This window comes from uncultured Marinobacter sp. (assembly GCF_913055835.1).
Lineage (GTDB): Bacteria > Pseudomonadota > Gammaproteobacteria > Pseudomonadales > Oleiphilaceae > Marinobacter.
Genome location: NZ_CAJXKQ010000027.1, coordinates 1 through 25,809, shown reverse-complemented (window position 1 = coordinate 25,809; position 25,809 = coordinate 1). Strand labels below are relative to the sequence as shown.

24 protein-coding genes are annotated in these 25,809 nt (G+C 57.7%); 14 read left to right on the top strand and 10 right to left on the bottom strand.

All coding sequences use genetic code 11. The annotated features are described in order from the left end of the window. Nucleotides 1–48 precede the first annotated feature (48 nt). On the bottom strand, nt 49–1,809 hold the full coding sequence (gene dauA, locus QZ534_RS14025) for a C4-dicarboxylic acid transporter DauA (protein ID WP_296935167.1): 1,761 nt from the start codon (nt 1,807–1,809) through the stop codon (nt 49–51). Between the two features lie 112 nt (nt 1,810–1,921). Between dauA and QZ534_RS14020 the strand changes: the two genes are divergently transcribed. Together QZ534_RS14020 and QZ534_RS14015 are read left to right on the top strand one after the other, a co-directional pair. Then, entirely contained in the window at nt 1,922–2,101 is a 180-nt protein-coding gene (locus QZ534_RS14020) for a CopG family transcriptional regulator (RefSeq protein WP_069182795.1), read from the top strand. A gap of 88 nt (nt 2,102–2,189) precedes the next feature. Continuing rightward, nucleotides 2,190–3,134 carry a ChaN family lipoprotein gene (locus tag QZ534_RS14015; protein ID WP_296935166.1) on the top strand — a complete coding sequence of 315 codons (945 nt, stop codon included), beginning with the start codon at nt 2,190–2,192 and terminating at the stop codon, nt 3,132–3,134. Nucleotides 3,135–3,142: 8 nt separating this feature from the next. Here the strand turns inward: QZ534_RS14015 and QZ534_RS14010 are convergent, their stop codons facing one another. Continuing rightward, nucleotides 3,143–3,676 (bottom strand): macro domain-containing protein, encoded by a 534-nt coding sequence (locus QZ534_RS14010; protein WP_296935165.1) that lies wholly within the window; start codon nt 3,674–3,676, stop codon nt 3,143–3,145. Nucleotides 3,677–3,805: 129 nt separating this feature from the next. Here QZ534_RS14010 and QZ534_RS14005 point away from each other — a divergent pair, with 129 nt between their 5' ends. After that, nucleotides 3,806–4,516, top strand: a complete 711-nt coding sequence (locus tag QZ534_RS14005) for an SIMPL domain-containing protein (protein WP_296935163.1) — start codon at nt 3,806–3,808, stop codon at nt 4,514–4,516. 9 nt (nt 4,517–4,525) lie between these two features. Here the strand turns inward: QZ534_RS14005 and QZ534_RS14000 are convergent, their stop codons facing one another. Continuing rightward, nucleotides 4,526–5,593 carry a beta-N-acetylglucosaminidase domain-containing protein gene (locus QZ534_RS14000; RefSeq protein ID WP_296935162.1) on the bottom strand — a complete coding sequence of 356 codons (1,068 nt, stop codon included), beginning with the start codon at nt 5,591–5,593 and terminating at the stop codon, nt 4,526–4,528. A 118-nt stretch (nt 5,594–5,711) separates the two neighbouring features. Between QZ534_RS14000 and QZ534_RS13995 the strand changes: the two genes are divergently transcribed. From QZ534_RS13995 to QZ534_RS13970, 6 genes are all read left to right on the top strand, one after another. Then, the gene (locus QZ534_RS13995; protein WP_296935161.1) at nt 5,712–6,176 is read left to right on the top strand and encodes an ATPase; all 465 of its coding nucleotides are present in this window, start codon (nt 5,712–5,714) and stop codon (nt 6,174–6,176) included. A 146-nt stretch (nt 6,177–6,322) separates the two neighbouring features. Beyond that, the gene (locus tag QZ534_RS13990; protein WP_296935160.1) at nt 6,323–7,399 is read left to right on the top strand and encodes a TRAP transporter substrate-binding protein; all 1,077 of its coding nucleotides are present in this window, start codon (nt 6,323–6,325) and stop codon (nt 7,397–7,399) included. 101 nt (nt 7,400–7,500) lie between these two features. After that, the gene (locus QZ534_RS13985) at nt 7,501–8,046 is read left to right on the top strand and encodes a TRAP transporter small permease subunit (protein ID WP_296935159.1); all 546 of its coding nucleotides are present in this window, start codon (nt 7,501–7,503) and stop codon (nt 8,044–8,046) included. Then, complete coding sequence (locus tag QZ534_RS13980; RefSeq protein ID WP_296935158.1) at nt 8,043–9,338, top strand: TRAP transporter large permease subunit; 1,296 nt, start codon at nt 8,043–8,045, stop codon at nt 9,336–9,338. The genes QZ534_RS13985 and QZ534_RS13980 overlap by 4 nt, the downstream gene beginning before the upstream one ends. Nucleotides 9,339–9,560: 222 nt before the next feature. Further along, entirely contained in the window at nt 9,561–10,874 is a 1,314-nt protein-coding gene (locus QZ534_RS13975) for a cyclopropane-fatty-acyl-phospholipid synthase family protein (protein ID WP_296935157.1), read from the top strand. Beyond that, nucleotides 10,874–11,998 carry an NAD(P)/FAD-dependent oxidoreductase gene (locus tag QZ534_RS13970; RefSeq protein WP_296935156.1) on the top strand — a complete coding sequence of 375 codons (1,125 nt, stop codon included), beginning with the start codon at nt 10,874–10,876 and terminating at the stop codon, nt 11,996–11,998. Before QZ534_RS13975 ends, QZ534_RS13970 begins: the two co-directional genes overlap by 1 nt. 65 nt (nt 11,999–12,063) lie before the next feature. Here the strand turns inward: QZ534_RS13970 and QZ534_RS13965 are convergent, their stop codons facing one another. Then, the gene (locus QZ534_RS13965; protein ID WP_296935155.1) at nt 12,064–13,734 is read right to left on the bottom strand and encodes a choice-of-anchor I family protein; all 1,671 of its coding nucleotides are present in this window, start codon (nt 13,732–13,734) and stop codon (nt 12,064–12,066) included. A gap of 160 nt (nt 13,735–13,894) precedes the next feature. Beyond that, a complete protein-coding gene (locus QZ534_RS13960; protein ID WP_296935154.1) occupies nt 13,895–14,368 on the bottom strand; it encodes a Dps family protein in 474 nt (157 codons plus the stop codon). A gap of 229 nt (nt 14,369–14,597) precedes the next feature. On the opposite strand from QZ534_RS13960, the gene QZ534_RS13955 reads away from it, so the two are divergent. Beyond that, nucleotides 14,598–14,873, top strand: a complete 276-nt coding sequence (locus QZ534_RS13955) for a DUF2061 domain-containing protein (RefSeq protein ID WP_296935153.1) — start codon at nt 14,598–14,600, stop codon at nt 14,871–14,873. An 18-nt stretch (nt 14,874–14,891) separates the two neighbouring features. Here QZ534_RS13955 and QZ534_RS13950 read toward each other — a convergent pair whose 3' ends face one another. After that, nucleotides 14,892–16,334, bottom strand: coding sequence for a dihydrolipoyl dehydrogenase (locus QZ534_RS13950; RefSeq protein WP_296935152.1), 1,443 nt, complete (start codon nt 16,332–16,334; stop codon nt 14,892–14,894). Nucleotides 16,335–16,508: 174 nt separating this feature from the next. Here QZ534_RS13950 and QZ534_RS13945 point away from each other — a divergent pair, with 174 nt between their 5' ends. Further along, a complete protein-coding gene (locus tag QZ534_RS13945) occupies nt 16,509–17,180 on the top strand; it encodes a LysE family transporter (protein WP_296935151.1) in 672 nt (223 codons plus the stop codon). Here QZ534_RS13945 and QZ534_RS13940 read toward each other — a convergent pair. Continuing rightward, nucleotides 17,125–18,177, bottom strand: coding sequence for a 3-deoxy-7-phosphoheptulonate synthase (locus tag QZ534_RS13940; protein WP_296935149.1), 1,053 nt, complete (start codon nt 18,175–18,177; stop codon nt 17,125–17,127). The two genes, QZ534_RS13945 and QZ534_RS13940, sit on opposite strands and share 56 nt — an antisense overlap. Before the next feature lie 356 nt (nt 18,178–18,533). Between QZ534_RS13940 and QZ534_RS13935 the strand changes: the two genes are divergently transcribed. Further along, on the top strand, nt 18,534–19,322 hold the full coding sequence (locus QZ534_RS13935; protein WP_296935148.1) for a secretin N-terminal domain-containing protein: 789 nt from the start codon (nt 18,534–18,536) through the stop codon (nt 19,320–19,322). Nucleotide 19,323: 1 nt separating this feature from the next. Here the strand turns inward: QZ534_RS13935 and QZ534_RS13930 are convergent, their stop codons facing one another. Continuing rightward, the gene (locus tag QZ534_RS13930; protein ID WP_296935147.1) at nt 19,324–19,854 is read right to left on the bottom strand and encodes a DnaJ domain-containing protein; all 531 of its coding nucleotides are present in this window, start codon (nt 19,852–19,854) and stop codon (nt 19,324–19,326) included. Between the two features lie 226 nt (nt 19,855–20,080). Between QZ534_RS13930 and QZ534_RS13925 the strand changes: the two genes are divergently transcribed. Both QZ534_RS13925 and QZ534_RS13920 read left to right on the top strand, forming a co-directional pair. Continuing rightward, entirely contained in the window at nt 20,081–21,181 is a 1,101-nt protein-coding gene (locus QZ534_RS13925; RefSeq protein ID WP_296935146.1) for an efflux RND transporter periplasmic adaptor subunit, read from the top strand. After that, entirely contained in the window at nt 21,181–24,270 is a 3,090-nt protein-coding gene (locus QZ534_RS13920) for an efflux RND transporter permease subunit (protein WP_296935145.1), read from the top strand. Before QZ534_RS13925 ends, QZ534_RS13920 begins: the two co-directional genes overlap by 1 nt. A gap of 62 nt (nt 24,271–24,332) precedes the next feature. Here the strand turns inward: QZ534_RS13920 and QZ534_RS13915 are convergent, their stop codons facing one another. Beyond that, nucleotides 24,333–25,310, bottom strand: coding sequence for a helix-turn-helix domain-containing protein (locus QZ534_RS13915; protein ID WP_296935144.1), 978 nt, complete (start codon nt 25,308–25,310; stop codon nt 24,333–24,335). Nucleotides 25,311–25,407: 97 nt separating this feature from the next. Then, nucleotides 25,408–25,809: EAL domain-containing protein (locus QZ534_RS13910; RefSeq protein ID WP_296935143.1), on the bottom strand; the 402-nt coding region annotated here is incomplete at its 5' end.

The following is a 25,809-nucleotide window of genomic DNA, read 5'->3' as shown; positions in this document are numbered from 1 at the left end:
AGGAGTATTCTCATCGCCTAAGGGTAAACCATCCTGAGACATTAAGAATCAATGTTTTATCTGGATCGTCGTTTCCGATTCATGCGAGGGTTGACTGATCAGGCGCAAGGCTTCGTCCAGAGAGGGAGTAAAACGACTTACACCAGGCACAGGTGTGACGCCAGCGCGGGCAAGGGTCCGCAGTGGCTGGAACTGGAGATCGGCAATGACAATCTGCGTGCCGTCCCATTCACAAGTGGCAATAAGCTTGTTCAGGGCAGACAGTCCCCCGGCATCGAGAATCGTGACGCCATCCATATACAGGATGAACCCGCGGGCATTCCGGGACAGCACCGCCAGCTCCCCGAAAATCCGATCGGCGGCGGCAAAGAACAGGGGCCCATTGATCTTGAAGACCTGCCAGCCATCGGGCAGCTTGTAGTCAGCCATACGATTGCTGAGGGTGATATCCGTGACCCTGGTCATCTGTGCCATTTCCCGCATGAACAGGACCGCCGCCAGTAAAACGCCGGTGGTAATGGCAATCACCATATCCAGCAATACCGTGAGCGAGAAGCAGGTGAGAAAAACCAGGATATCGCTGCGCGGCGCCGTTTTCAGCAAGTGCAGCGACTTGGGCGCCTCGCTCATGTTCCAGGCCACCATGATCAGCAGCGCCGCCATGGCCGGCATGGGCAGGTACGCCAACAGCCCGGCCAGCGACACCAGCGCCAGCAGCACCACCAGGGAATGAACCATTGCAGATACAGGCGACTCGGCGCCAGCACGGTAATTTGCGGCAGAACGGGCGATGGCTGCGGTCGCAGTAATGCCGCCGAAAAACGGGGTAACAATGTTGCCAAGGCCCTGCCCCATCAGCTCGCTGTTGGCGCTATGACGTTTGCCGGTCATGCCATCGAGCACCACCGCGCAAAGCAGTGATTCAATGGCGCCGAGCATGGCGATGGCAAAGGCCGCGGGCAGCAGATCCCGGACCAGCGACCAGGACAGCCCAATAGGCTCACCCGATGCCCCTGCCTGCTGCCAGGGCCAGGCAAACTCTGGCAGAAAAGGCGGAATACCGGCGCCCGTCGACCCATCCGGCAACAGGTAACTGAACCGTGAACCAATAGTCTCGACAGAGGCGCCCTGGGCGTTCAACCACAATGCCAGAAGACTCCCGATCACCACGGCCGGCAGATGCGGAGGCACCGGGGTTTTGAGTCTTGGCCAGAGCAACATTACAGCCAGGGTGGCGCCGGCCACCAGAGTGCTCATGCCATCGAATTCCGGCAGTGCCCCCGCCAGTAAAGCCAGCTTGTCCCAGTAGTGTTCGGGCATCTCGCCTACCGGCAGGCCGAAAAAGTCCCGGACCTGAAGCGTGGCGATTACCACTGCAATACCGCCGGTAAATCCCAGGGTGACGGATTCAGGAATATACTCAATGAAGCGGCCCAGCCGCATTAACGCCATGATGACCAGCAGCACACCGGACATCAGGGTGGCCAGGAGCAAACCACCCAATCCATAGCTCTGGGCAATGGGGTAGAGAATGACAACAAAGGCAGCGGTAGGGCCGGAGATACTGAAACGGCTGCCACCAGTGAGGGCAATTACGAAGCCGGCGATGATTGCCGTATACAGCCCGTACTGTGGTGCAACACCGCTGGCGATGGCCAGTGCCATAGCCAGCGGGATGGCGATAATGCCCACTGTTACGCCGGCCATCAGGTCTCGCAGCAAACGGCGCCCCCGATAGGGCTCGTCAATACAGGCTTCCCGGAATGCGTGGGCCATCCGGAGTGAAAACAGGTGGGCACGATGCGGCATGAAAGACTCGTTAATTGCAACTGATGCCTGTAAATTATATGCTCATAAAATATTCATTCAATGTTAATATGATTAACATGTCGAGCAATCACCAAAGGTTATGAACAACCCCATGGAAAAACGCACTGCCCGCCTGACGCTACTGATTGATCCGGAAAAAAAGGCTGCCTTTGAAGAATTGTGCAAGCAGGAGGATGTCACGCCCTCACAGAGGGTGCGCCAATTCATCCGCGAATACGTGGAAGAGAGATTGGGGCCGGACTGGCGCGAAGAGCGCGAAAAAAGATCCTGACAGCGCTCGCAACGTAAGGACTACCATGAAACCTCTCATGCCAGCCCTGCTATTAGCCACGCTCGCTGCTCTGAACGGGTGCACTGCCATGCCTTCTTCAAAAGCCCAGGAAGCAAAACTTCCGGCACCTCAAACCCAGTATGATTTCCGGTTAGTGCAGTCGGAAACCGATACCGCCCTGACTCCAGAAGAGTTGGCACGACAACTGGTCAACACGGATGTCGTGGTGGTTGGGGAATACCATGGACACCATGGCGCACATCTTCTGCAGTCCCGGCTTCAGACAGCTTTGTATCGGCTGAGGCCAGAGCAGCTTCTATCCATGGAGCAGTTCAATCTGGACCATCAGGATGACCTCAACCGTTACCTGCAGGGTGAAACCGGGGAAACCGAAATGATTGAGGATTCCGGTGCCTGGGACAACTACCGTGCCTCCTACCGGCCACTGGTGGAATTTGCCCGCCAGCAGAATCTGCCGGTGATCGCTGCCAACGCGCCGGCGGATGTGGTTCGATGTGTGGGTCGTAAAGGCCCTGAATACCTCGACCGTATTCCTGACACTCTGAAACAGACGTTACCCAGCGATCCCTTCATGGACACCCCGGCCTACCGGGAAAAGTTCGTGGCCGCCATTGGCGCCAGCCATCGGGCGGACGACACCATGAGCGAGCGGATGGAGAACACCTACAAGGCCCAGTTGCTACGTGACAACACCATGGCCGCGCGCATCCTTCAGGCCCGGGCCGAGTATCCGGGGCACCAGGTCTTTCACCTGACCGGCACCTTCCACAGCGAAGAGGGACTGGGAACGGTGGCCCTGCTGAAACAGCGCGCGCCGGAGCTGTCTGTCGCCGTAATCAGTCCCGTGTTCTGGCCTTCGGACGTCAAAGAGCCACCACTGGACCGGAATCGCGCAAAAGGAGACTTCATTTACTTTATCCAGCCCCTGCCCGACGAATTCCAGGACGCCGAGCGCGAACGCAAAGCCATGCAGGCCCGTTTCAGCAGATCCACCGACAAGACTTGCGACTAAAACCGCCGCTACTGCCCGGAAAGGTCCGATTCGAGCTTGCGGGCCTCATCAAATACAGAAAGATCCTGATCGCTGAACAGGACAAACCGGACCAGGCGAACAGAGTTGAGTTCCGTCAGGCTGTCGGCGACCGCTTTCATGGCCACGGCCGCCGCGTCCCGGAGCGGGAACCCGAATACGCCGGTAGAAATGGCGGGAAAGGCAATGGACGATAGGCCGTTCTGGTCAGCCAGATAAAGCGCATTCCGGAAACAGTCCGCCAGCAAACGGTCCGAGGGCTCATCCACCCCATAAACCGGGCCCAGGCAATGGATAACATGCTGGTTCGGAAGGTTGTGGGCCGAGCTGATCACCGCCTGCCCGGGCCTGATGGGCGCCAGCGCCCGGCACTCCTCGGCCAGTCCCGGGCCGGCTGCACTGTGAATGGCACCGGCGACGCCACTGCCGGGTAAGAGCTCGGCATTGGCCGCATTCACGACTACGTCCATATCCTGCTGTGCGGCAATATTGCCTTTGACGCATTCAACTTTCACTTTTGTCATGATTCCTCCCTTTCAGCCTGGGACATGAAGCGCTAACCTTGCTCATGATCTTCAGGATAGCAGCCAGCAACCGGACGTTTTTTCGAAACTTTCCAGAACTCTCCGGTGACGCAGATACAGGGACACATCATGAAACTTCTCGCCTCGCTGATTCTCGGCATCAGTGCCATTATCTCCGCCGCCCTGATCGGCAATGGCCTCACCGACCTGCGCACCGGCGACCGCTATGTCACCGTCAAGGGCGTGGCTGAACGGGAAGTGAATGCAGATCTCGCCTTGTGGCCTATCCGTTTTGTTGCGACCGGGGCTTCGCTGGATGAAGCCCAGGACAGGGCGAGAAACAGCCGGGATGCGATCATGGCGTTCCTGAAGCTGCAGGCCATAAACCAGGATGCCGTGGAACTCCAGCGTCTGGATGTCACTGACACCCGGGCCAACCCCTACCAGGCCAACAATGGCGAACAGAAATTCATCATCAGCCAGACCCTGATGGTGCGCAGCACCGACGTCGATCGAATCCGGCAGGCAGCCCAGGGAGTCAGTGAACTGGTGGATTCGGGAGTGGTGCTGTCTTCGGACTACGGCCCTTCCGGCCCGACTTACGTATTTAATGGTCTCAACGATATCAAGCCGGAGATGATTGCCGAGGCAACGGCATCAGCGCGGGAAGCCGCCGCCCAGTTCGCCCAGGATGCCAAGGCGGAACTCGGAGGACTGCGACGTGCCAACCAGGGCGTCTTCCAGATTCTGGCCAGGGACCAGGCGCCGGGCATCATGGAGGGGCAGCAACCGGTTAAAACCGTTCGCGTTGTATCGACCGTCGAGTACTATCTCCGATAGCCGACAGGGTTACTGGGTAGCCACCATCTCATCAGTCACCTGGTACTCACCAGCCAGCCAGCGCAGAATCTCATTGGCTGCCGGATGGTCAAAGGCATCGTAGGTGTGCTGCAGACTCTGGCGCTTTTCCTCGCTGATCCGGCCCAGGCCGGCATCCTGCAACACCAGCAGATCCGCATGCAGCTGCGCCGCCAGTTCCCTGCCCAGTACTTCCCGAGCCACATGGCGGAATGCCTGGCCATATTGATAGGACGGCCCAAGCCGATAGGACTCTGCCAGCGTTATGGCCGGAATTGCCGTTAATGTGGGCTGCAATGCCGGATTGATGCCGTGGCCGGCCAGGTGCGCCGCGTTGGCCGCAGGTCGTCCGGTGAACGCGCGCAGATGCAGATGTTGCGACATCCGGCCGCCGTCATTGACCGGATAATTATCCCAGAGCACCGGTTTGCGCCCGAGCAGATCCCCCACCCGTTTCAGGTGACCGGGAGACACCTCCCTGGAGCACACTTCTTCCCCGGTCCAGAAGACGTTCACCGAATGGTCCAGCTTGCGTCCCAGGGTCTCCAGATAATCCGCCGGTCGCTCTCCGAACACCCGGTCCAGTACCGGGTCATCGGAGTAATAGCTGGGGCAGACACTCAGGTGTTTGATGGTTGTGCGATCACGGATCCAGTGCACAATGTCCGCCTGGGTACTGGCAAGGTCCGGAGTGTCGGATCGCATGTCATCGAACAGAATCGCCAGCTCATCAATGCCGATGCGCTCCAGCAGCGCGAGTTTGTCTGCCAGCGCCGCCCGGGCCTCATCGTCAAAGCGATTGAATACCTCGAACGGACTGAGGCCGACACCGAAACGAACACCTTCGCTCCGGCAAAAGCGCGAAAATTCCGCCAGCTCCGAGGCCATGGCCGGCGGGTGTGGCTGCTGCCATTTGCGCCGGAGGAAGGCATCGGCCTTGGGGGCATAGAGATAAAACCCGTAACCGTGGGGGGCCAGGGTCCGGACCAGGTGTCGACGTTCCTGCCAGGTCCACATTGGGCCATAGAATCCTTCAATGATGCCTAGTGTCGTTGTCATGACCAATTTCCATTTCGCTGATTCCGGAGCCCGGCGGGTACCCCATAACCCTCAATTTTGACTAGACTTACCTCTAAATGCCAACTACAAACGATCCGCCCCGATAAGGAGCAAAGCAATGGAGATAACAACCTTCGAGGACCTGATTGACTGGACACGCCAGCTGCACGCGCACCTGTCCCGTAGTCTTCACGAGTCGGCCAAACTGAACAATGACGAAAGAGCCTCCGCGTTACTCGACTACCTGTCGCGCCATGAGTCGCTGCTGGAGAAAGCCGTGCGTGAATTTGAGAACCAGGCTGAACCCAAGGCCCTGAGCACACGCCTGTACGATTACCTGAACAACCAGCACAAGCCGATTGGCCCCAGCGCCGACTCCTACACCCACTACGCCTCCATGTCTTTCGAGGACATCGCCCGGGAGGTCTTCCAGTTTCACGACCAGGTCATGGACCTCTACGATTCCCTGATCGGCAAGGCAGAAATCCCCGAAGCCAAATCGCTTCTGGAGGACCTTCTGGCCCTTGAAGAACACGAAGCCATGCGTCTGGCCAGCCAGATCGGCCGGATGCAGGACATCTGATCCGCTGTACGACCAAGGTCGTACACCTAGCGGTTTTTGATTTCGTTTGTTAACGATAATTGCTACCGTGAACTAGCATCAAGAGCGTTTTCACCTCAAAAAGGGAAACGCTCGACCCACAAAAACGATAAGAGGATAGAAGAGCAATGAAGATCCGTTCTGTTCTTTCCGCGGCTGTGTTGGCTGTCGCAACTACCTTTGCCTCCTCGCAGGCGCTCGCCCAAGACACCTTTACACTCCGCCTCGCAGAAACCTGGGGGCCAAATTTCCCGATTTTCGGTGATACCACCAAGCGTTTCGCTGAAAACGTAGAGAAAATGTCTGACGGACGACTCAAGGTCCGTATCGACTCCGCCAACAAGCACAAAGCCCCGCTGGGCGTGTTTGACATGGTAAAGGCCGGTCAGTACGACATGGGCCACTCCGCATCCTACTACTGGAAAGGCAAGGTTCCCGAGACCCTGTTCTTCACCAGCATGCCGTTTGGCATGAACGCCATGGAACAGTACGCCTGGTTCTACCACGGTGGTGGCATGGAACTGATGCAGGAAGTCTATGAGCCCCACAACATGCTGTCGTTCCCCGGCGGTAACACCGGCGTCCAGATGGGCGGCTGGTTCCGCGAGGAAATCAACTCGCTGGAGGACCTTCAGGGCCTGAAAATGCGTATCCCCGGTTTCGCCGGTGAGGTGTTCGCGGAAGTTGGCGTTAACCCAACCAACATTGCCCCGGGTGAGCTCTACACCGCTCTTGAGCGCAACACCATCGATGCGGTTGAGTGGGTAGGCCCGGCCCTGGACCTACGTCTTGGCTTCCAGCAGATTGCTGACTACTACTACACCGGTTGGCACGAGCCGGCCACCGAGCTCCAGTTCCTGGTCAACAAGCGTGTATGGGACAAGCTGCCGGCCGATCTTCAGGAAATCATGCGTGTCGCCATGCGCACGGCCTCCTACGACATGCTGGTTCACTCCCAGCACGCCAACGCCGAAGCCTGGGCAAACATTCGTAAAGAATACCCGAATGTGCAGATCAAGCAGTTCCCGGATGAAATCTTCGACGCCATGTACGAAGCCAACAACAAGCTGCTGAAAGAAGCAGCGGCCGAAAGTGACATGGCTGCCAAGATCATTGAGTCCCAGCAGAACTATCTTGAGCAGAGCCGCGCTTACACCAACATTTCCGAGCGCGCTTACCTCAACACCATGGCCGAAGTCGAGTAAGATATAGGCTGTAACGGAGCCGGGATCGCTCTACGAGTGATCCCGGTTTTGTCGTTTATAGCAACTGAAAAAGCGCCAGCTCTCCTGGCGGGAGATCATCAATGCGGTGGATTATCAAACTGGACGAAGGGCTTGCCCGGCTGTCCACCTTCTGTGGCTGGGTTGCCTGTGTCGCGATGATACTGATGGCAGCCAACGTCTTTTACGACGTAGTGGCCCGCTACGCCTTCAACAACGTTTCAATCGGCATGCAGGAAATGGAGTGGCACCTCTATTCGGTGGTGTTCCTGCTGGGTATTCCCTACGCATTGCGCACGGATGGTCATGTTCGGGTCGACGTTTTCTACACCAAGTGGAGCAACAAGGCCAAGGCCTGGGTGAACCTGGTGGGTGCAATCATTTTCGTTATCCCCTTTGCCTACCTGATCGGCGTCTACGGCTACGATTTTGCCCTGGACTCCTACAACATGGGTGAAGGCAGCGGCGACCCTGGCGGTCTGCCCCACCGCTGGATCATCAAGTCTGTCATCCCTATCAGTGCAGTCTTCATTGGCATTGCCGGCCTGAACATGGTCACTTATGCAATTCGGGTCATGTCCGGTGAGAAAGCTTACGCTGGTGAGCACAGCGCAGGAGGCCTCGCATGATCGGTATGATTATGTTCGGCGTCGCCCTGCTGATGCTGATGCTGGGCTTCCCAGTCGCATTCACCTTTGGTGGCGTTGCACTGTTCTTCGGAATTTTCGCCGAGGGCATGGACCTTTTTGCCTTCATGCCCTACCGCATCATGAGCGTGATGCAGAATACCGTCCTGATGGCCGTGCCCCTGTTCATTTTCATGGGCGTGGTGCTTCAGCGCACCCGGTTGGCAGAGCAGCTATTGACCTCCATGGGCCGGCTGTTTGGTGGCCTGCCCGGCGGCCTGGCGATTTCGACCATCCTGGTTGGCGCCCTGTTGGCCGCATCCACCGGCGTCGTGGGCGCCAGTGTGGTGGCCATGGGCCTGATCTCCCTGCCGGTCATGCTAGCCCACAAGTATGACAAGCGGCTTGCCACCGGCACTATCTGCGCTTCCGGCACTCTCGGCCAGATCGTCCCGCCCTCGATCATCCTGATCATCCTGGGTGACGTGCTTGGCCTTCCGGTCGGGGATCTGTTCAAGGCAGCGGTCTGGCCCGGCATCGTGCTGGTCGGTCTGTATATCGTGTATATCCTGGTTCTGACCAGACTGAAGCCTGAAACCGCGCCGGCCATGCCGGATGAGCCGGGCGTGTCCCGGAAGAAGGAAATCTTCAATGCGCTGCTGGCAATCATTCCACCGCTGGCATTGATTGTGGTGGTTCTGGGCTCGATCTTCACTGGCATTGCCACACCAACCGAGTCATCCGCCCTGGGTGGCGTTGGCGCTGTGGTGCTGGCCATCATCTACCGGCAGTTCTCATTCAAAATGGTGTGGGATGCGTCCAAGGATACCGTGAAGGTAACCGCCATGGTCTTCGCGATCCTGATCGGTGCCACCGCCTTTTCCATGGTATTCAGCTACACCGGTGGCGATTACCTGCTGGAAGAGTGGCTGCTGCAGCTGCCCGGGGAAAAGTGGGGCTTCATCATCCTGGCCATGGTGGTCATCCTGGTGCTGGGTTTCTTCATCGACTTCGTTGAGATCTCCTTCATCATCGTGCCGATTCTTGCACCGGTTGCGGAAGCCATGGGCATCAACATGCTCTGGTTCGCCATCCTGATTGCCATGAACCTGCAAACGAGCTTCCTGACGCCACCGTTCGGGTTCTCGTTATTCTACCTGAAAGGTGTCGCACCACCGGAAGTGCGAACAACGGATATCTACAAAGGTGTCCTGCCATTCATTCTGATACAGATGTTTGTGTTGGCACTGATTGTGATTTTCCCAGAGTGGTTTGGTATGAGCTCTTCATACTGACCAAAAATACCGGGCCCCAGGGCCCGGTATTTTTTTACCCTTCCATTTCTTGCCTGGCCATCCTTCCGATAACGCTCTTCTATCCTTGCTCAACCTGACAAAATCTCAGGCTTTTCTATACTGAACGGAAAACCGGCGATTCTCAGACTGGTATTCGGGAACCCTGGCGCACACACGTCGACAAAACATTGATGTTGAGGTTATCAAGGGAGAGCGGAGTCCATGAACCAGAGCACTGCCCAGAAAACCCGTGAGAGCGGGCAAGAAACCAAGAGCCACGTTCTGACCCTGCCACTGGAAAATACCCATGTTGATCGGTCACCGCACACCTACGAGCGGTGGCTGATAGCGAAGCTCATGCGAATGGCGGGATCGCCACCGCTCCGCTTCCGGCTCTGGAACGGCGATGTCATTGAACCGGAAGGCCAACAGGCGCAGTTCACTCTGCAGCTGACCGACCCGAAAGCCCTCTACGCACTGGTCACCAATCCCAACCTGGCGTTCGGCGACCTCTACAGCGCCGGTCGCCTGGAAGTGGAGGGCGACCTGCCTGACCTGATGGAAACCCTCTACCGTTCAGTGCATCAGGCGCGCCAGAAATGGCCGAAATGGCTGGAAGCCCTCTGGCGCAACCACAACCCTCGCTCCACCGGCATCTCCGAAGCCAAGGAAAACATTCACCACCACTACGATCTTGGCAACGAGTTTTATCGGCTCTGGCTCGATAGCGCCGAAATGCAGTACACCTGCGCCTATTACGAGAGCCCGGACCTGAGCCTCGAACAGGCGCAACTGGCAAAGCTGGAACACGTCTGTCGTAAACTCCGGCTCAAGCCCGGCATGACCGTGGTCGAGGCCGGCTGTGGCTGGGGTGGATTGGCCCGATACATGGCGCGCAACTACGGCGTCAAGGTGCACTCCTACAACATCTCCAGGAAACAGCTGGCCTACGCCCGTGAAGAAGCGCGTAAGCAAGGTCTGGATCATCTAGTTGAATATGTCGAAGATGATTACCGCAACATCAGTGGTCAGTACGACGCTTTTGTCTCCATCGGTATGCTGGAGCATGTGGGCAAGGAAAACTACGAGGCCCTGTCCGAACTGATCAAACGTAGCCTGAAACCCGACGGCATCGCCCTGCTTCACAGCATCGGCCGCAATCGCCCGATGCTGATGAATGCCTGGATCGAGAAACGCATCTTCCCCGGGGCCTACCCGCCGAGCATCGGCGAATTCATGCAGATCTGCGAGCATGGTGATTTTTCGGTGCTGGATGTCGAGAATCTGCGGCTGCATTACGCCCAGACCCTGAGCCACTGGATGGAACGGTTCAATGAGAATGAGGACAAGGTAACCGCCATGTACGACGGCCACTTTACCCGGGCCTGGCGCATGTATCTGGCCGGTTCCATTGCTGCCTTCAGGGCCGGTTCCCTGCAGCTGTTCCAGGTGGTCTTCAGCCACGGTGACAATAACAAACTCCCACAGACCAGGCAGGACCTCTACAACTTTCCTGCAGCACCCGAGGAGGCCTGATGGATTATTACGATCTGATCATCGTCGGTGCCGGCCCAGCCGGCTCCACCCTGGCCAGCGCTCTGGAAAACAGCGGCAAAAAAGTACTGATCATCGACAAGCAGGATTTCCCCCGGGACAAGACCTGTGCGGGCTGGGTTACTCCTGCCGTTATGGACACGTTGAAGATTAACCTGGAGGAATACGGCAACGGACGAACACTCCAACCCATTCGTCGTTTTCGTATCGGCATGATGGGTCAGCCGGCCGTGGAAAACGATCATGGCGATGTCGTCAGCTATGGTATTCGCCGATGTGAATTCGACGATTATCTGCTCAGCCGCGTCAACGGTCCAAAACAGTTGGCCACGCCGGTCAAACCCATCGTCCGCAAAGACGGCAACTGGGTTGTCAATGACACCTGGGAAGCCCCTCTTATTGTCGGTGCCGGTGGTCACTTCTGCCCGGTTGCGCGATTACTGGGAGACGGACCGGGGGGCCATGAGACCGTCGTCGCCGCCAAGGAAGTTGAGTTTGAAATGACACCGGAGCAGGCCTCGGTTTGCGAGGCCCGGGGCGATACGCCCGAGCTCTGGTTCTGTCGGGATCTCAAGGGCTATGCCTGGGTGTTCCGGAAAGGCAATTTCCTAAATATCGGGCTGGGCCGGGAAGACAACCACAAGCTGACGGGACATCTGGAAGCGTTTGTTGAGGAAATGAAATCCACCGGTCGGATTCCACAGGACCTGCCCGGACGATTCAAGGGCCACGCCTATCTGCTTTACGCCCACGCCGACAGACCCCTGGTTGACGACGGTGTGATGCTGGTTGGCGATGCCGCCGGCCTCGCCTACACCCAGAGTGGCGAGGGTATCCGGCCAGCGATAGAATCCGCGCTGCTGGCAGCGGATGTGATTCGCCAGGCCGCCGACTATTCAGCCTCCTCCCTGCAGATTTACGGCGATGCCATTGCCGAACGCTTCGGCACTCGCGCCACCGAGGCAGACCAGGGCTGGCAGGTGCCCGACTGGGTCAAGATGCCCCTGGCCAGTGGCCTGATGCGCTCCCACTGGTTTACGAGAAAAGTCGTGACGGAAAAGTGGTTCCTGCATCAGGAAGTGCCACCGCTGCAGGCCGCTGTCTGAGGCGGAAAACAAGAAACCCGGGAGGATCGATAACGATGCCCCCGGGTTTCTTTCAGACCCTGAGTTCAGTCCGCCGTCAGTTCAATCACGTCAATACCATACAGGGTGGTGGTTCCGCTGATTTCATTTCCCACTGCCAGTAAGGGCTGTCCATTCGGGCTGTCTTCGGCAGCGATGAAGGCAATGCCCTCCGGTCCGAGATCTCCGGCCATACCGGCCTGCAAGTCTACATCCGAAACCGAGAAATCCCGATTGTTCAGGTACTGGACGAATTCCGGATTCTGGGGATTGGTCACGTCGTAAACCATAATTCCGCCAATTCGCTCAAGACCGATAAACGCGAAGGTCTGGGCGTTGATTGTGCCAACTGTCACTGCCTCCGGCTCAGGGCCTTTGTCGTCGGATCGATTGTCGAAATTGTTCTCATCGTTGGTGGCGTTGAAGTTGTCAGGCAACAGACTGGCGGTGATCCGTTCGAACTCGCTGCCGCTGTCGAAGACCCTCTGGCCATCGGCGGACCAGATAGAGAAGGATCGTGCTCCGTAGGTGTAGATTTCGCTGTATTCACAATCGACTTCCGGATCCGTCGCCGGGTCAGAGGGATCGCATCCGTTGCTGACGCCGAGGGTCGAGGTCACGTTGATCCGGCCCAGGTTCTCCTCGAGCTGAAGATCGGCCGCATTTGGAAAAGCCGTGGCATCCAGGGTCAGATCCCCAAGCCGGAACTCTTCGGAGAAGCCATCGTAGTCCCTGGAATCGCCCTCATTGGCAGTAATGTAGTAAGTCTTGCCATTGTAGCCATAGCTTGTGATAGCGTCCGGCATATACATACCTTTCACCGGCCAGTTGCGGATGTTGATGCCGCTATCCCGGTTGCTGGCGTCCAGCTCGTTTCCTATCACGCTGTGATCCTTGAAACCCAGGGGCAGGATCGCATTGATCACACCGGCCTCGATATCCAGCTCGGCTACGGCGTTGTTCTCCTGCAGGGCGACCCAGGCGGTCTTGTTGTCGAGGGAGACCGCAATGTACTCCGGCTCCATATCCTGGGCGACAGTTGCTCCCGGCCCAAACACCCGCACACCGCTGGCTTTCAGTGCCGCCTCATCGGCATTGAAGGCTTCGAATCCTGCGGTGGTTACCGTTGCGCCGGCAACGCCCGCTGACAGATCAATAATGCTGACGGATCCCACAGGATCGTTGGTGTAGTCGTCGCTGGGTTCACCCTCGTTGGCGACCAGCACTTTCATGCCGTCCCGGGTAAAGGTAACCATATCGGGCAGCGCCCCTACCGTAACTTCACCAACCTTGCCAAGGTCAGTGGTGTTGTAGAAAACGACCTTGCCGTTGTCCTGCTTGACGTCGGCTTCGATGGCCACCGCCACCAGGCTGCCGAAGACAGCGACACTGTTGGCGGAAGCACCCTCGGCGGTCGCATCGATGGTCTGCAAGAGAACCGGTTGGGAGGGGTTCTGGATATCAAGCACGTCTACCGTGGAGGCACCGGCGTTTACAACGAACAATCGCTGGTTGGCAGCATCGTGGGCAACAATTTCGGCAGCCCCCACGTCGAACACGTCGCCCGGGGCCTGATAGGTGCCCAAAACATTGAGTTCGATCAGTGATTTGCTGGTGCCGTTGATACCATCAGCGCCATCGTCACCATCATCGGTACAGGCGCTAAGGCCCAACAGGGAAGACAGGATGGTTGCGGAAAGCAGGGTCTTACGGAACATGACATTGTGCCTCTGGCATTGCTTGGTGTAGGGAATTCCTACACACGCTAGGCCACAGGCGTGACAGTTCAGCGTCAATTCCGAGTCATTACCATGACGAATTGGTGACAGGAACAAAAAATGGCGACCCGAAGGTCGCCATTCCGTGAGTTCGATCGACTCAGTGACCGAGGTAACTACGATACATCCAGACAGTCTTTTCCTGCTGAGAGATGTAGTCACTCATTAGGGCAACGGTGCCCTCATCTTCCGCGTCACCCGCCAGACTGAGCAACGCACGCTGTTTGCCGATCAGTTTGGCAAAGCTTTCCACGATGTTCTCCATCGCCTCCTTGCCGTCTGACACATCTTTGCGCTCGGGCACTTCAGAGCGCTCAATATAGGTGCTATAGGCGTGAGCCGGCCGATGGCCAAGCGTCAGCACGCGCTCTGCAATTTCATCAATCTTGAGCAATAGATCATCGTACAGCTCCTCGAATTTGACGTGCAGCTCGAAGAAGTTGTCGCCCTTGATATTCCAATGGTAGCCACGGACATTCATGTAGAAGATCTGATAGTTGGACAGCAGATCATTGAGGGAATCAGCAAGCTTCGCCGTTTGCTCGGTATCAAGACCAATAAAATTCTTACCCATAACGCTTCTCCTTCGCGGTTATGCATCAAGTTTAGAAATAAAGATACTCCCGATCACCAGACGTCAGGAAGTTTAGTTTGCTAATCTCGATGATAGGATCGATGAATAACACTATAAAACACGAAAACCGGATAGCCCCAAACTATAACTTCTCTCAATACATTTCATTTAACAATCATTCTCACCCGGCGTTTAATAAACTGATTAACGAACGACACCGGAGACAACCATGAGCGCGTTAAAACTGTTCGTACACAACCATGGCCGGAATGGCGACCAGTCACTGATCAAGACGGTAACGTTTGCTCTCACTCATTTTACGGTCGCCTTTTCGGTGGCGTATCTGCTCACAGGCGATATTCTTATCGGCAGTCTGATTGCCATGGTGGAACCGGCGATCAACACCGTTGCCTACTTTTTCCATGAAAAGATCTGGGCGCGGCGCCAGCGCAATACAAGGGTTTCAGAGTCAACTCTAAACCATAGCCGGCCTTATACCTGTTGATCCCGATCAAGGGCCGGCTCAAACACCGGGCCCGCAGTCTGTGCAGCCCTCTTCGGGTGCCGGTCCGATGCGGAGATTACGGTTGAGGTCTTTGAGCGCCGTTCTCAACCCTTCCTCGATGACCGGATGATAGAACGGCATTTCCAGCATTTCGCTGACGGTCAGTCGTCGCTGGGCAGACCATGCGAGCAGATGACCAATATGCTCCGCCGCCGGCCCGAACATCTCCGCCCCCATGAAAAGCCCGCTGCCATGCTCACCGTAGACTCTCAGTAAGCCCCGGTTTTTACCGATCACCCGGCTTCGGCCCTGATCCTCAAAGGACACCTCGCCAACCGCGAAACAGCCACGACAACGCTCGCTCACCTGATGAATCGTCAGCCCAACGGTCGCAATCTGCGGATCTGTGAAAACCACCGCCAGCGGTGTTCGACGAAGCCCGGTTCGCACATCCGGGTATGAGGCAGCGTTGTCACCCGCTATACGCCCTTCGTCGGCTGCCTCATGCAACAATGGCAAAGTGTTATTGGCATCGCCGGCGATAAATATGTGGCTCTGGCCACAACGCAGGGTATGGGCATCAAACAGGGGCATGCCCTTGTCATCCAGCTCGATATCGGCGTTCTGGATATCCAGCCCGTCGACGTTGGGTCGGCGCCCGGTCGCCGCCAACAGGTAATCGAAGGTCTCCGTTTTTTCGCCGGAAGTGCCGTCGACAAAGGTAATGGCAACACCGCCGTCTACCCGTTCAACGTTCTTTACGTCCGAATCCGGATCCAGAGGAAACTCGTCGTTGAAGGTTTCAAGCGCGTAGTCGCGAATGGTGTCATCCTGGATGGGGCCGACCGCACCGCCAACACCAAACATCCGGACCCTTACACCCAGTCTGCTCAGGGCCTGCCCCAGCTCCAGACCGATCACCCCAGGGCCAAAAACCGCAACCGAACCGGGCAAATCCTGCCATTCGAAAATATCATCATTCACCACCAGCCGGTCCTTGGCCTCTTTCAGAAATCCGGGAATATTCGGCCGGGAACCGGTGGCAATGATGATCCGATCGGCCTGAACCTCCAGACTGCCGCCAACCACAAGACGGTTCGGACCGATAAACCGGGCGTGGCCTTTCAGACGGTGCGCTTCCGGAAACTTCTCTACCGAATCAATCACGGACGAAACGAACCGGTCCCGTTCGGTTCGCACCCTCTCCATAACCCGCTTGCCATCGATCGTTATCCCCCCGGCAGACACGCCAAAAAGATCGCCAAGCTGCATTTGATGCGCGTTTTCGGCGGCCGCAATCAACAGTTTGCTTGGCATACATCCGACCCTGGCGCAGGTGGTTCCGTACTGATCGCCTTCTATCAATACAACCTTGTCGGTCGCTTTGCGCACTCGCTGATACGCAACCATCCCGGCGGTACCCGCGCCAATAATCGCAACGTCTACGGCTCGCTTTTCCATACAACGGTCTCCTGACAGGCATTCCCGGCACCGGGGAACAGGGAAGGTTTGAACGGGTGAGACCTCAGTATAGAAGCCATGGCAAGTTTCACCCACACCGTGAAAAAAGACTGGATTCGGCCTATGCTGTCAGACTTTTCAGACCGAGGCGGGTGCATAAGAGGAGTTGGAAATATGCAGAGTTACTGGCCGGAATTTCTGACGGTGGCCCTCGTCCACTTGCTGGCAGTGGCAAGCCCTGGGCCGGATTTTGCCGTAATGCTCAGGCAGGCTCTGTGCCAGAGTCGCAGAAACGCACTGCTGACCGCCATCGGTATTGGTGGCGGAATTCTGGTGCATGTCTGTTACTCCCTGCTGGGTATCGGCCTGCTTATCCAGCAATCGATCATGCTGTTCAATGTGCTCAAGGTGCTGGGAGCGCTCTACCTTGCCTGGATTGCGTTGCAGTGCCTGCGGGCCCGGGCCGGTGGCGTTCATGTGGAACAGGACCCGACCGGTGGGCAATCCGGTGTTGCAGCCCTGCGTCTGGGTTTCCTGACCAATGCCCTGAATCCCAAGGCAACCCTGTTTTTTGTCTCACTGTTCTCCGTTGTCATCAGCCCGGGCACGCCCATTGCGCTCCAGGCCGGCTACGGCATTTACATGGCTCTGGCCACCGGACTCTGGTTCGCCATGGTTGCCGTGTTCTTTACCCTACCCCGCGTCCGCCGGGGATTTAACCGGTTTGGCCACTGGCTGGACCGGTTGATGGGAGGCGTTCTGCTGTTGCTGGCCGGCCAGCTGCTGCTGTCTACAGTGAGCGGATCAGAGCCTCCGTCTGGGCCCATCCAAGGCAAGGATCGGTAATCGAACAGCCGTAGCGCAGGTCTTCACCGTCGTCCTGCCGACCAGGCTCCAGGAAGCTTTCCAGCATCAGACCACGGATATGATGGTTGCCGGCCCGGCGCTGAGCCATCACTTCCCGGGCAATATCCAGCTGTCGTTCGGCCTGCTTGCAGGCATTGTCGTGGCTGCAGTCCACCATGACGGCCGTGGACAAACCCGCATTGCCCAGGGTGCCGACGGCCTGCTCAATACTTGCTGCATCATAGTTGGTAATGCCGCGGCCACCGCGCAACACCAGATGGGTGTCGGGATTCCCCCGAGTGGTAATCATGACCGGCGCGCCGGTTGCAGACACGCCAAGGTGGTGATGGGGGTGGGAAGCGGACTTCATGGCGTTGGTTGCCACGGCAATCCCACCATCGGTGCCATTCTTGAAGCCCGTTGGCATGGGCAGGCCGCTGACCATTTCCCGATGGACCTGGGACTCGGTGGTTCGGGCACCGATGGCAGTCCAGCTCACCAGATCACCCAGGTAATCCATCGCGAACGGGCTCAGAGCTTCGGTGGCCAATGGCAGCCCCATGGCAGCCAGATTCAGCAGCAGGCGGCGGGAACGACGCAGGCCTTCATTCAGATCGCCGGATCCAGTGCGCTCCGGGTCGTACAGCAGCCCTTTCCAGCCGACGGTGGTCCGGGGTTTTTCCAGGTAGGCCCGCATAACAATCAGGAAGCGGTCGCTGACCTCATCCGCCAGCGCCTTCAGCTTTTCCCCGTACTCCAGGGCAGCTACTTCATCGTGAATGGAGCAAGGCCCCATAACGATCAGGGCTCTGGCGTCGTTGCCCTGCAGTATCTCCCGGATTTCCTGCCGCTGCCGGTCTACCTGCCGGGCCACAGCGTCGCTGGCCGGCATCTGAAGCCTTAGCTCCGCCGGTGTTGGCAGGACCACTTCCTGTCGGTGCCGGACTGGAGACTCAGCATTCTGGTGTGTCAGTTCAGTGTTCAAGGGCATGTTCATGTCAGTGTTCCCGTTTCCCTGCGTCAGAATCAAAAAAGCCCCGGCTGGGCTACCAGTCGGGGCTTTTTGAGTCCGGTGGCAGCCTGGGTTTTCTGCCGGGCTGCCTTCCTCGTTATTCGTTCGATGAAGATGCTATGGGCGGCCCCGGCTCTGGCTAAAATAAAAGCCATAACCAAACCACCAGAAAAACACAGCAGCGACTGCAGCCGCCGGCTTGGCGCCGAAAGCTTGCAAAACATTCAATTGACAGTTCGCGTGTGTCGTCTTCATGCTTTTCAATATATACCCCCGGTTTTCACCTTGGCAACCCGTGTGCCCGAGTTTTTTACTACCGACGGAAGGATTGGGAGCATTCAATGGCCGTTTTTGCCCGAAAATACCCGACGCAGCTTTTCCTGGCACTGTTGCTGGCGCTTGCATCCAGCCAGGCTGTTGCCCAGGCGGAATCCCGGGTATACCAGCTCAACAACAGACCGGGCGAAGACGTGGCCGTGCAGATTCGCGAGCTTTACCAGGGCTCGCCGGTGACCGTGACCGCCCGTGGCCAGCAATTGGTGGTACGCGGTGAACCCGATATGCTGGACGAAATCGGACGGCTTGTTGAAACGCTGGATGTGGCGCCCGTCCAGATCCGCATCACCGTTCGTTCCAGGACCGATAGCGGTGGCAAACGCTCAGGGGCGGGTATTTCCGCTTCCGGCGGCCAGGCTGAGATATCCGCGGAGCGCCGCGTTACCAGCACTGGCAGTGCCCAGGAACGAACACTGGTCATGCAGGATGGCCAGTCGGCACACATTACCTCGGGCCAGATCCGGACGATTCCAGTCGCCGTTCGCGGAGGCCGGAATCCGGCCGCCTTTCTTCAACAGGTAGAAACCAGGAGTGGATTTCTGGTCAGCCCCCAGGTTATTTCCGATCAGGCGGTAGAGCTGAGCATTGTCTCGTTCGAGGAAGAACCTGCAAACCTGGATGGTTATGAGACGGAAGCGGTGGTCACCATTCGGCGGGTTGAACCGGGACAATGGGTAACACTGGGCAGTACTGCAACCCGTTCGAGCCAGGAACGCAGTGGCATCACTTACCAGGTGAACAGCAGCCGCTCCGAAAACCGACGTTTTGAGGTACGCGTAGACATCTTGCCCTGACTCAGGCGTGTCGCTTGCCGAGGAGAACCTGCTTGGCTTCGTTCAATTTGGCTGCCAGGTAGTCGTTCCCGCCCCGGTCCGGATGGAGCTTCTGCATGAGCCGACGATGGGCCATCACGATTTCCTCATCGGTGCAGCCTGCTTTCACGCCCAGGATATCGCAGGCCTCGCGCTCTGACATCACACCTGACAGATCAGTACCGGGGCGGGAATGATCGTTCGCCTGCGCACGTTCCTCTCCGTGTTCCTCTCCACGCCCTTCTCCCTGTTGCTTCCTTCCCATGAACCGGTTGATCTCAGGAGCAAATTTCAGCAAGGCGGGAAGTTTGCGTAACAGCGGAATGACGGCCGCCACCGCCGCCGTAAGCACATGGACGCGTCCGGTCAGAACCATAAACACCAGAAGGGCGCCGCCAATGACGAGTACAACCTTCCAGGTGGCCGACTTTTTCTTTTCAGCGGACAATGCGCCCCACTTTTTGAGAATGACAAACACGGCGGCTGCTAATGCGAGCCCCAGAATCCACTGCATGGTTGATCCTCACCCTGAATACCGTCGTAATTCTGTCACCGACGTCTGTTACATTACCAGTACCCCGTGCGGAAAGCCGCCCGTCACGAAAAAGCCATGATGCTTGTCAAATCCGGCACGGCCGGAGTCTAGATAGAAATACTTACAACCCGGTGACAATCGCGACCCTGATTTTGTAGGATGCTATGCTTCCCAAAATCTGACACAGATCCTCAGGACCCGAACCATGCGCACTGCTTCCCGCTTTCTGATCGTCATTATTTTCCTCGGCGTAGTGCTCGGAGGCATCTTCGGCTACAAGTTCTACCAGTTTGGCCAGATGCAAGAGCAGATGTCCCAGCCCCAACCTCCGGCCAAGATTTCTGCCGTTGAGGCTCAGAACGAAGCCTGGACGCCGGCCATCAAGGCCGTGGGCAGTGTTGAAGCCATTAACGGTATCCAGGTGGCCAACGAAGTGCCCGGGGTGATCGAGTCCATCAATTTTGAATCCGGCGATGTGGTCAAGCGCGGCGACGTTTTGATCCGCATTGACGCAGCCATTGATGAGGCCGCTCTTCGCACACGTCGGGCCGAGGCGCAGCTGGCCGAACAGGAATTCAAACGGGTCTCCGACCTGTTGCCCAAGCGGGCAGTCTCGCAGTCCCAGTACGATGAGGCCAAGGCCAATTTCGACGCTGCCCGCGCACGGGTGAACGAGGCCGAGGCCCAACTGAGCAAGAAAATCATCCGTGCACCGTTCGACGGCACGCTGGGTATCCGGATGGTTGACCAGGGCGAGTACATTGCCACCGGCACCGCAATTGTCGAGATCAACATGCTGGATCCGATCTATCTCGACTACACCCTTTCCGAGAAAAATCTGCCGAACGTAGCAACAGGCTACCCGGTGGTCGCTACCGTCGCAGCTGTTCCCGAGCAGGATTTCGAAGGTTCCGTCAGCGCCATCAACACCTCGGTTAATCCGGAGACCCGGACAGTGCGCGTCCGCGCCACACTCTCTAACCCGGATAACCTGTTGCGCCCTGGCATGTTTGCGACCGTCTTGACGCAGCAGCCGGAAGACAACGAAGTGGTGACCGTGCCGCGCACCGCCATCTCCTACAACACCTATGGCGATTTTGTGTTTGTGGTTGAGGAAAACGAAGAAGGTAATCTGGTTGTCAACCGCCGCACCGTAACCACCGGCGAAACCCGCAACACCCGCGTGGCGGTTCTGTCCGGTCTTGAAGCCGGCGAAACCATCGTCGAGAAAGGCTTGTTGCGTCTGCGAGCAGGCCAGCAGGTGACCATTCAGGAAGAAGAGCAGAAGCAGGAGGCGTCTGAGTAATGCGCTTCACTGACATTTTTATCCACCGTCCCGTACTGGCGACGGTGGTCAGCCTGCTGATCCTGCTCCTGGGTGCCCGGGCGGCCATGGAAATGGAGATCCGGCAGTATCCGGAGCTGGAAAGCACCACCGTGACCGTCACTACGGCCTACCCCGGTGCCAGCTCTGACCTGATCAAAGGGTTCATCACCACGCCGCTGCAGCAGGCCATCGCCGAAGCCAGCGGCATCGACTATCTGACCTCCACCAGCTCCCAGGGCTCCTCCACTATCGAAGCAAAGATGGTGCTGAACTATGACGCCAACGCAGCCCTGGCGGAAATCCAGGCCAAGGTAGCGAGCCAGCGCAACGTGTTGCCGGCGGAAGCCCAGGACCCGGTGATTACTTCCACCACCGGTGATTCAACGGCCCTGATGTACATCGCCTTCTACAGTAACGAACTGGCGGTGCCCCAGATCACCGACTATCTGACCCGTGTTGTTCAGCCCAGACTGCAGGCGCTTTCCGGTGTCGGCAAAGCGGAACTGCTGGGCCGCAAATTCGCTCTTCGGGTGTGGCTGGATCCGGAACGCCTCGCCGCGGTGGATATGACACCTCCGGAGGTTGTGGCAAAGCTCCGCGCCAATAACTATCAGGCGGCCGTGGGTAACACCAAAGGCAAGTACACCGAAATCAGCATGACCAGCGACACCGATGTCGCTGACCCTGACGCATTCCGCAATCTGGTGGTCAAACAGTCCGATGGCACCCAGATCCGCCTGCAGGATATCGCCCGGGTTGAACTGGGTTCTGAAACCTACGATCAACTGGCCCTTTACAAAGGCCAGCCGGCCACTTACGTAGCCATTGAACTGGCTCCCGGGGCCAACCCGCTGACGGTCGCCGGCCTGGTTAAAGACGAGTTGCCGGATATCGAAAGCCAGCTGCCGTCCGGTCTGGATGTGCGCCTGGCGTACGATGCGTCTGATTTCATCGAAGATTCCATTAACGAGGTTATCCAGACGCTGCTGGAAGCCATGATCATCGTCCTGGTGGTGGTGTTCCTCTGTCTTGGTTCGGTTCGGGCCTCTGTGGTGCCATCCGTTGCAGTCCCGCTTTCACTGATCGGCGGTGCCTTTATCATGCTGATGTTCGGTTTCTCGCTGAACCTGCTCACCCTGCTCTCCATGGTACTGGCCATCGGCCTGGTGGTGGATGACGCCATTATCATGGTGGAGAACGTGCACCGGCATATCGAAGAGGGTGAGTCCCGCTTTGAGGCCGCCATCAATGGCGCCCGTGAGATGGCGGTTCCCATCATTGCCATGACCACCACCCTGGTGGCCGTATACGCCCCCATCGGCTTCATGGGCGGGCTGGTTGGCTCGCTGTTTACCGAGTTTGCCTTCACGCTGGCTGGTACCGTGGTTATTTCCGGCATCGTTGCCCTGACGCTCTCTCCGATGCTGTCGGGCAAGGTTCTGAAACCCCACGGCAACCCCGGCAGATTCGAGCAGGTGGTTGAGAAAACCTTCAATGGCCTGGCAGCGAGCTACAAGTCTGCCCTTAGCTCGCTGATGCAGACTAAATCCGTGGTGGTTTTCTTCGCCGTCGTCGTGCTGGGTTCCATTTACTTCATGGTCTCCATGAGCCAGAACGAACTGGCGCCCACCGAAGACCAGGGCATCCTGTTCTATCAGGGGCTTGGCCCACAGACCTCGACCCTGGACTACCTGCTGGAGCACGGTGATGAAATCCAGGAGCGCATGTCGACCGTCCCGGGCTACAACGAGGACTTCATGATCATCGGTATTACCGGCCCCAATGCGGTCTTCGGTGGTTTCAAGCTGGCCCCCTGGAGTGAGCGGGAGATCAGTCAGTTTGAAGTCCAGCCGAAACTGGATGCCGAGCTCAAGAATGTCACCGGACTGCAAACCGCGGTGTTCCCGCGCCCCTCACTGCCGGGCTCGGGCGGCGGCCTGCCTTTCCAGTTCGTGATCACCACCGGCAGCAGCTATGAGCAGCTGGACCAGGTTGCGGATGAACTGCTGGGCAAAGCCATGGGCAGCGGCAACTTCATGTTCCTGCAGAAGTCCATCAACTTCGATCGCCCGATCACCCGCATCAATGTTGACCGGGACAGAGTGGCAGACCTGGGCCTGTCCATGCAGGACGTCGGCCAGAGTCTGTCGAGCATGCTGGGGGGCGGATACATAAACCGGTTCAGCATGGAAGGTCGCTCCTACCAGGTCATTCCACAGGTGGATCAACAGTTCCGGCTCGACGCCCAGGCGCTCGATGATTACTACATTCGTGCCGATAACGGCGAGCTGGTGCCACTGGGCAGCGTTGTCAGCTTCAGCCAGGACGTTGAACCGTCCAACCGTACCCAGTTCAACCAGCAAAACTCCCTGACACTGCAGGGCGTGGTGATGCCCGGTGTCGCCGCCGGCACCGCGATGGACTTTATGGAGCAGACTGCGGCTGAGGTTTTCCCGCAGGGCTTCAGTTACGACTACACCGGTCAGACCCGCCAGCTGGCGACCCAGGGCAGCGCCTTGATGGTGACCTTCTTCCTGTCGCTGCTGGTGATCTACCTGGTGCTGGCAGCCCAGTTCGAAAGCTGGCGGGATCCGTTCATCATCCTGGTCTCGGTGCCCATGTCGGTGGCCGGCGCCATGGCGTTCATAGTGCTTGGCTTCGCCACCATGAATATCTACACCCAGGTGGGTCTGATAACGCTGATCGGGGTGGTGTCCAAGAACGGCATTCTGATTGTCGAGTTCGCCAACCAGTTGCAGAAGGAACGCGGGCTTAACAAGGTGGATGCGGTGATCGAGGCGGCGGCGATTCGCCTGCGGCCAATCATCATGACATCACTGGCGCTGATCTTTGCCATGGTGCCGCTGCTGATTGCCATTGGCCCGGGCGCGGAAAGTCGCTTTGCCATCGGCCTGACCATCAGCGCAGGTCTTGGTATCGGCACCCTGTTCACCATCTTTGTCTTGCCGGCGTTCTATATCCTGCTGGGTCGTGATCATCACGGTTCAGCCGCCGATGAGTATGGCAACGGGTCCGAACCCGAGGGTAAATCGGCACCAGCCCACTGACCCGGTGCAAGACATCAGGCCCGGCCACGGCAACGTGAGCCGGGCTTTTTTTGCGATGCATTTCAGGACAGCAACAGGTCCGGCTCGTCCACAATCGGCTTGCCAGTCCCACGGCCCTGGAGGTTTCGCCGCCACTGAACCGTTTCGCTGGGCAATTCCCCGAAGTGTTCCCGGTAAAGGGCCGCGAATCGCCCCAGGTGGGAAAAACCCGCATCGGCGGCATACCATGAGATGTGCGGCACTTCGCACTGGCAGTCCACCAGACGCTGCCGGACTCTCAGCAGTCGGTTTCGCTGGTACAACCGGTACGGCGTCATACCGGTTTCCCGTTTCATCAGATAGTAAAGGTTCCGTTCGCTGACGCCGGAGTGGCTGGCCAGTTCCTGAAGGTTGAAGTCCCAGCCCGGCTCGTCCCTTATTTTTTCGATGGCCCTGAGCAACCGGCGATCGAGTTTCGGGCACTTGCAAGACTGGACCACCTGCGTTGAGGAGAGTGTCAGTTTTCGGAAAAGCTCATCCGTTTTGCTGATGGCGTGAGCATCATCCCGGAAAAACGGTGACCGATGAAGATAACAGGTAATGAGCTCTTCGTAGGTCGAGAGCGAGTCATCACTGCAATCCAGGGAAGTCGGGGCGGAAGTTTCCGGTTCCAGCCTGAGAATCAGCACGCTCGCTTCCGGAGGCAGACGCAATCGGAACCGGTCTTCTGGCCATGCAAGAACCAACTGGTTCAGGCATTGCCAGGGCTCATCCCGCGTTGCGATCTCCGGCTTGCCGGCCCGCGGCAACAGGAAGACAGGCGCCGTCGCCCGGCAGCCGGCGATTTCCATGCCCTCAGTGGCATGGAGACAGATCAGACGGCCACTCTCCGTGGCCAGCGTCGACAAGGCCCCCACCTGATGGCCGTTGCCCTCGAACAGGGTGCATTCAATATCGTAACAACCGGATAACTCGCGAATTGCGGCCAGCCACTCAGCGAGGGAGGCGCGATTGAGTCGCAGATAGGCATCGAGTTCCAGTTCTGGCGCAGTATTTCGCATAGAGGTCCGGGATGGAGATTTGCCCCTTGATAAATCAAATGAAGCCCCGGACCTAGCCAAATCTTGCAAATTACTCGGGGAAAGGCCGCCGACTCGCCTAATATTGATTTCGATCAATAAATGCCGGAATCAACTCTTGCCAGGGTGCAGGCCTGGCCATCAGGAAACCCTGGCCCCGATGACAATTCAATTCCCTGAGCCTGTCGTGCTGCTCTTTGGTCTCGATTCCCTCCGCCACCACTTCAAGATCAAGTGCTTCGGCAATCCCGAGAATCGCAGAGACGATCCGGGAATCGCCAGACTCGCCGCCGAGACGCCAGATGAATTGCCGGTCAATTTTCAGCACGTGCAAAGGCAGGGTATGCAGGTAGGCCAATGAAGAGTATCCCGTTCCAAAATCATCGATCGCGACAATCACTCCCTGTTCACCAAATTGCCGAAGCCGGTTCAGGCATTGCCGGGACAGATTCATCAGATGGGTTTCGGTAATCTCGATTTC

Bases quoted from the DNA above. Each gene is read 5' to 3' on its own strand.
- dauA (WP_296935167.1), bottom strand. From the start codon at position 1,809: ATGCCGCATCGTGCCCACCTGTTTTCACTCCGGATGGCCCACGCATTC.
- QZ534_RS14020 (WP_069182795.1), top strand. From the start codon at position 1,922: ATGGAAAAACGCACTGCCCGCCTGACGCTACTGATTGATCCGGAAAAA.
- QZ534_RS14015 (WP_296935166.1), top strand. From the start codon at position 2,190: ATGCCTTCTTCAAAAGCCCAGGAAGCAAAACTTCCGGCACCTCAAACC.
- QZ534_RS14010 (WP_296935165.1), bottom strand. From the start codon at position 3,676: ATGACAAAAGTGAAAGTTGAATGCGTCAAAGGCAATATTGCCGCACAG.
- QZ534_RS14005 (WP_296935163.1), top strand. From the start codon at position 3,806: ATGAAACTTCTCGCCTCGCTGATTCTCGGCATCAGTGCCATTATCTCC.
- QZ534_RS14000 (WP_296935162.1), bottom strand. From the start codon at position 5,593: ATGACAACGACACTAGGCATCATTGAAGGATTCTATGGCCCAATGTGG.
- QZ534_RS13995 (WP_296935161.1), top strand. From the start codon at position 5,712: ATGGAGATAACAACCTTCGAGGACCTGATTGACTGGACACGCCAGCTG.
- QZ534_RS13990 (WP_296935160.1), top strand. From the start codon at position 6,323: ATGAAGATCCGTTCTGTTCTTTCCGCGGCTGTGTTGGCTGTCGCAACT.
- QZ534_RS13985 (WP_296935159.1), top strand. From the start codon at position 7,501: ATGCGGTGGATTATCAAACTGGACGAAGGGCTTGCCCGGCTGTCCACC.
- QZ534_RS13980 (WP_296935158.1), top strand. From the start codon at position 8,043: ATGATCGGTATGATTATGTTCGGCGTCGCCCTGCTGATGCTGATGCTG.
- QZ534_RS13975 (WP_296935157.1), top strand. From the start codon at position 9,561: ATGAACCAGAGCACTGCCCAGAAAACCCGTGAGAGCGGGCAAGAAACC.
- QZ534_RS13970 (WP_296935156.1), top strand. From the start codon at position 10,874: ATGGATTATTACGATCTGATCATCGTCGGTGCCGGCCCAGCCGGCTCC.
- QZ534_RS13965 (WP_296935155.1), bottom strand. From the start codon at position 13,734: ATGTTCCGTAAGACCCTGCTTTCCGCAACCATCCTGTCTTCCCTGTTG.
- QZ534_RS13960 (WP_296935154.1), bottom strand. From the start codon at position 14,368: ATGGGTAAGAATTTTATTGGTCTTGATACCGAGCAAACGGCGAAGCTT.
- QZ534_RS13955 (WP_296935153.1), top strand. From the start codon at position 14,598: ATGAGCGCGTTAAAACTGTTCGTACACAACCATGGCCGGAATGGCGAC.
- QZ534_RS13950 (WP_296935152.1), bottom strand. From the start codon at position 16,334: ATGGAAAAGCGAGCCGTAGACGTTGCGATTATTGGCGCGGGTACCGCC.
- QZ534_RS13945 (WP_296935151.1), top strand. From the start codon at position 16,509: ATGCAGAGTTACTGGCCGGAATTTCTGACGGTGGCCCTCGTCCACTTG.
- QZ534_RS13940 (WP_296935149.1), bottom strand. From the start codon at position 18,177: ATGAACATGCCCTTGAACACTGAACTGACACACCAGAATGCTGAGTCT.
- QZ534_RS13935 (WP_296935148.1), top strand. From the start codon at position 18,534: ATGGCCGTTTTTGCCCGAAAATACCCGACGCAGCTTTTCCTGGCACTG.
- QZ534_RS13930 (WP_296935147.1), bottom strand. From the start codon at position 19,854: ATGCAGTGGATTCTGGGGCTCGCATTAGCAGCCGCCGTGTTTGTCATT.
- QZ534_RS13925 (WP_296935146.1), top strand. From the start codon at position 20,081: ATGCGCACTGCTTCCCGCTTTCTGATCGTCATTATTTTCCTCGGCGTA.
- QZ534_RS13920 (WP_296935145.1), top strand. From the start codon at position 21,181: ATGCGCTTCACTGACATTTTTATCCACCGTCCCGTACTGGCGACGGTG.
- QZ534_RS13915 (WP_296935144.1), bottom strand. From the start codon at position 25,310: ATGCGAAATACTGCGCCAGAACTGGAACTCGATGCCTATCTGCGACTC.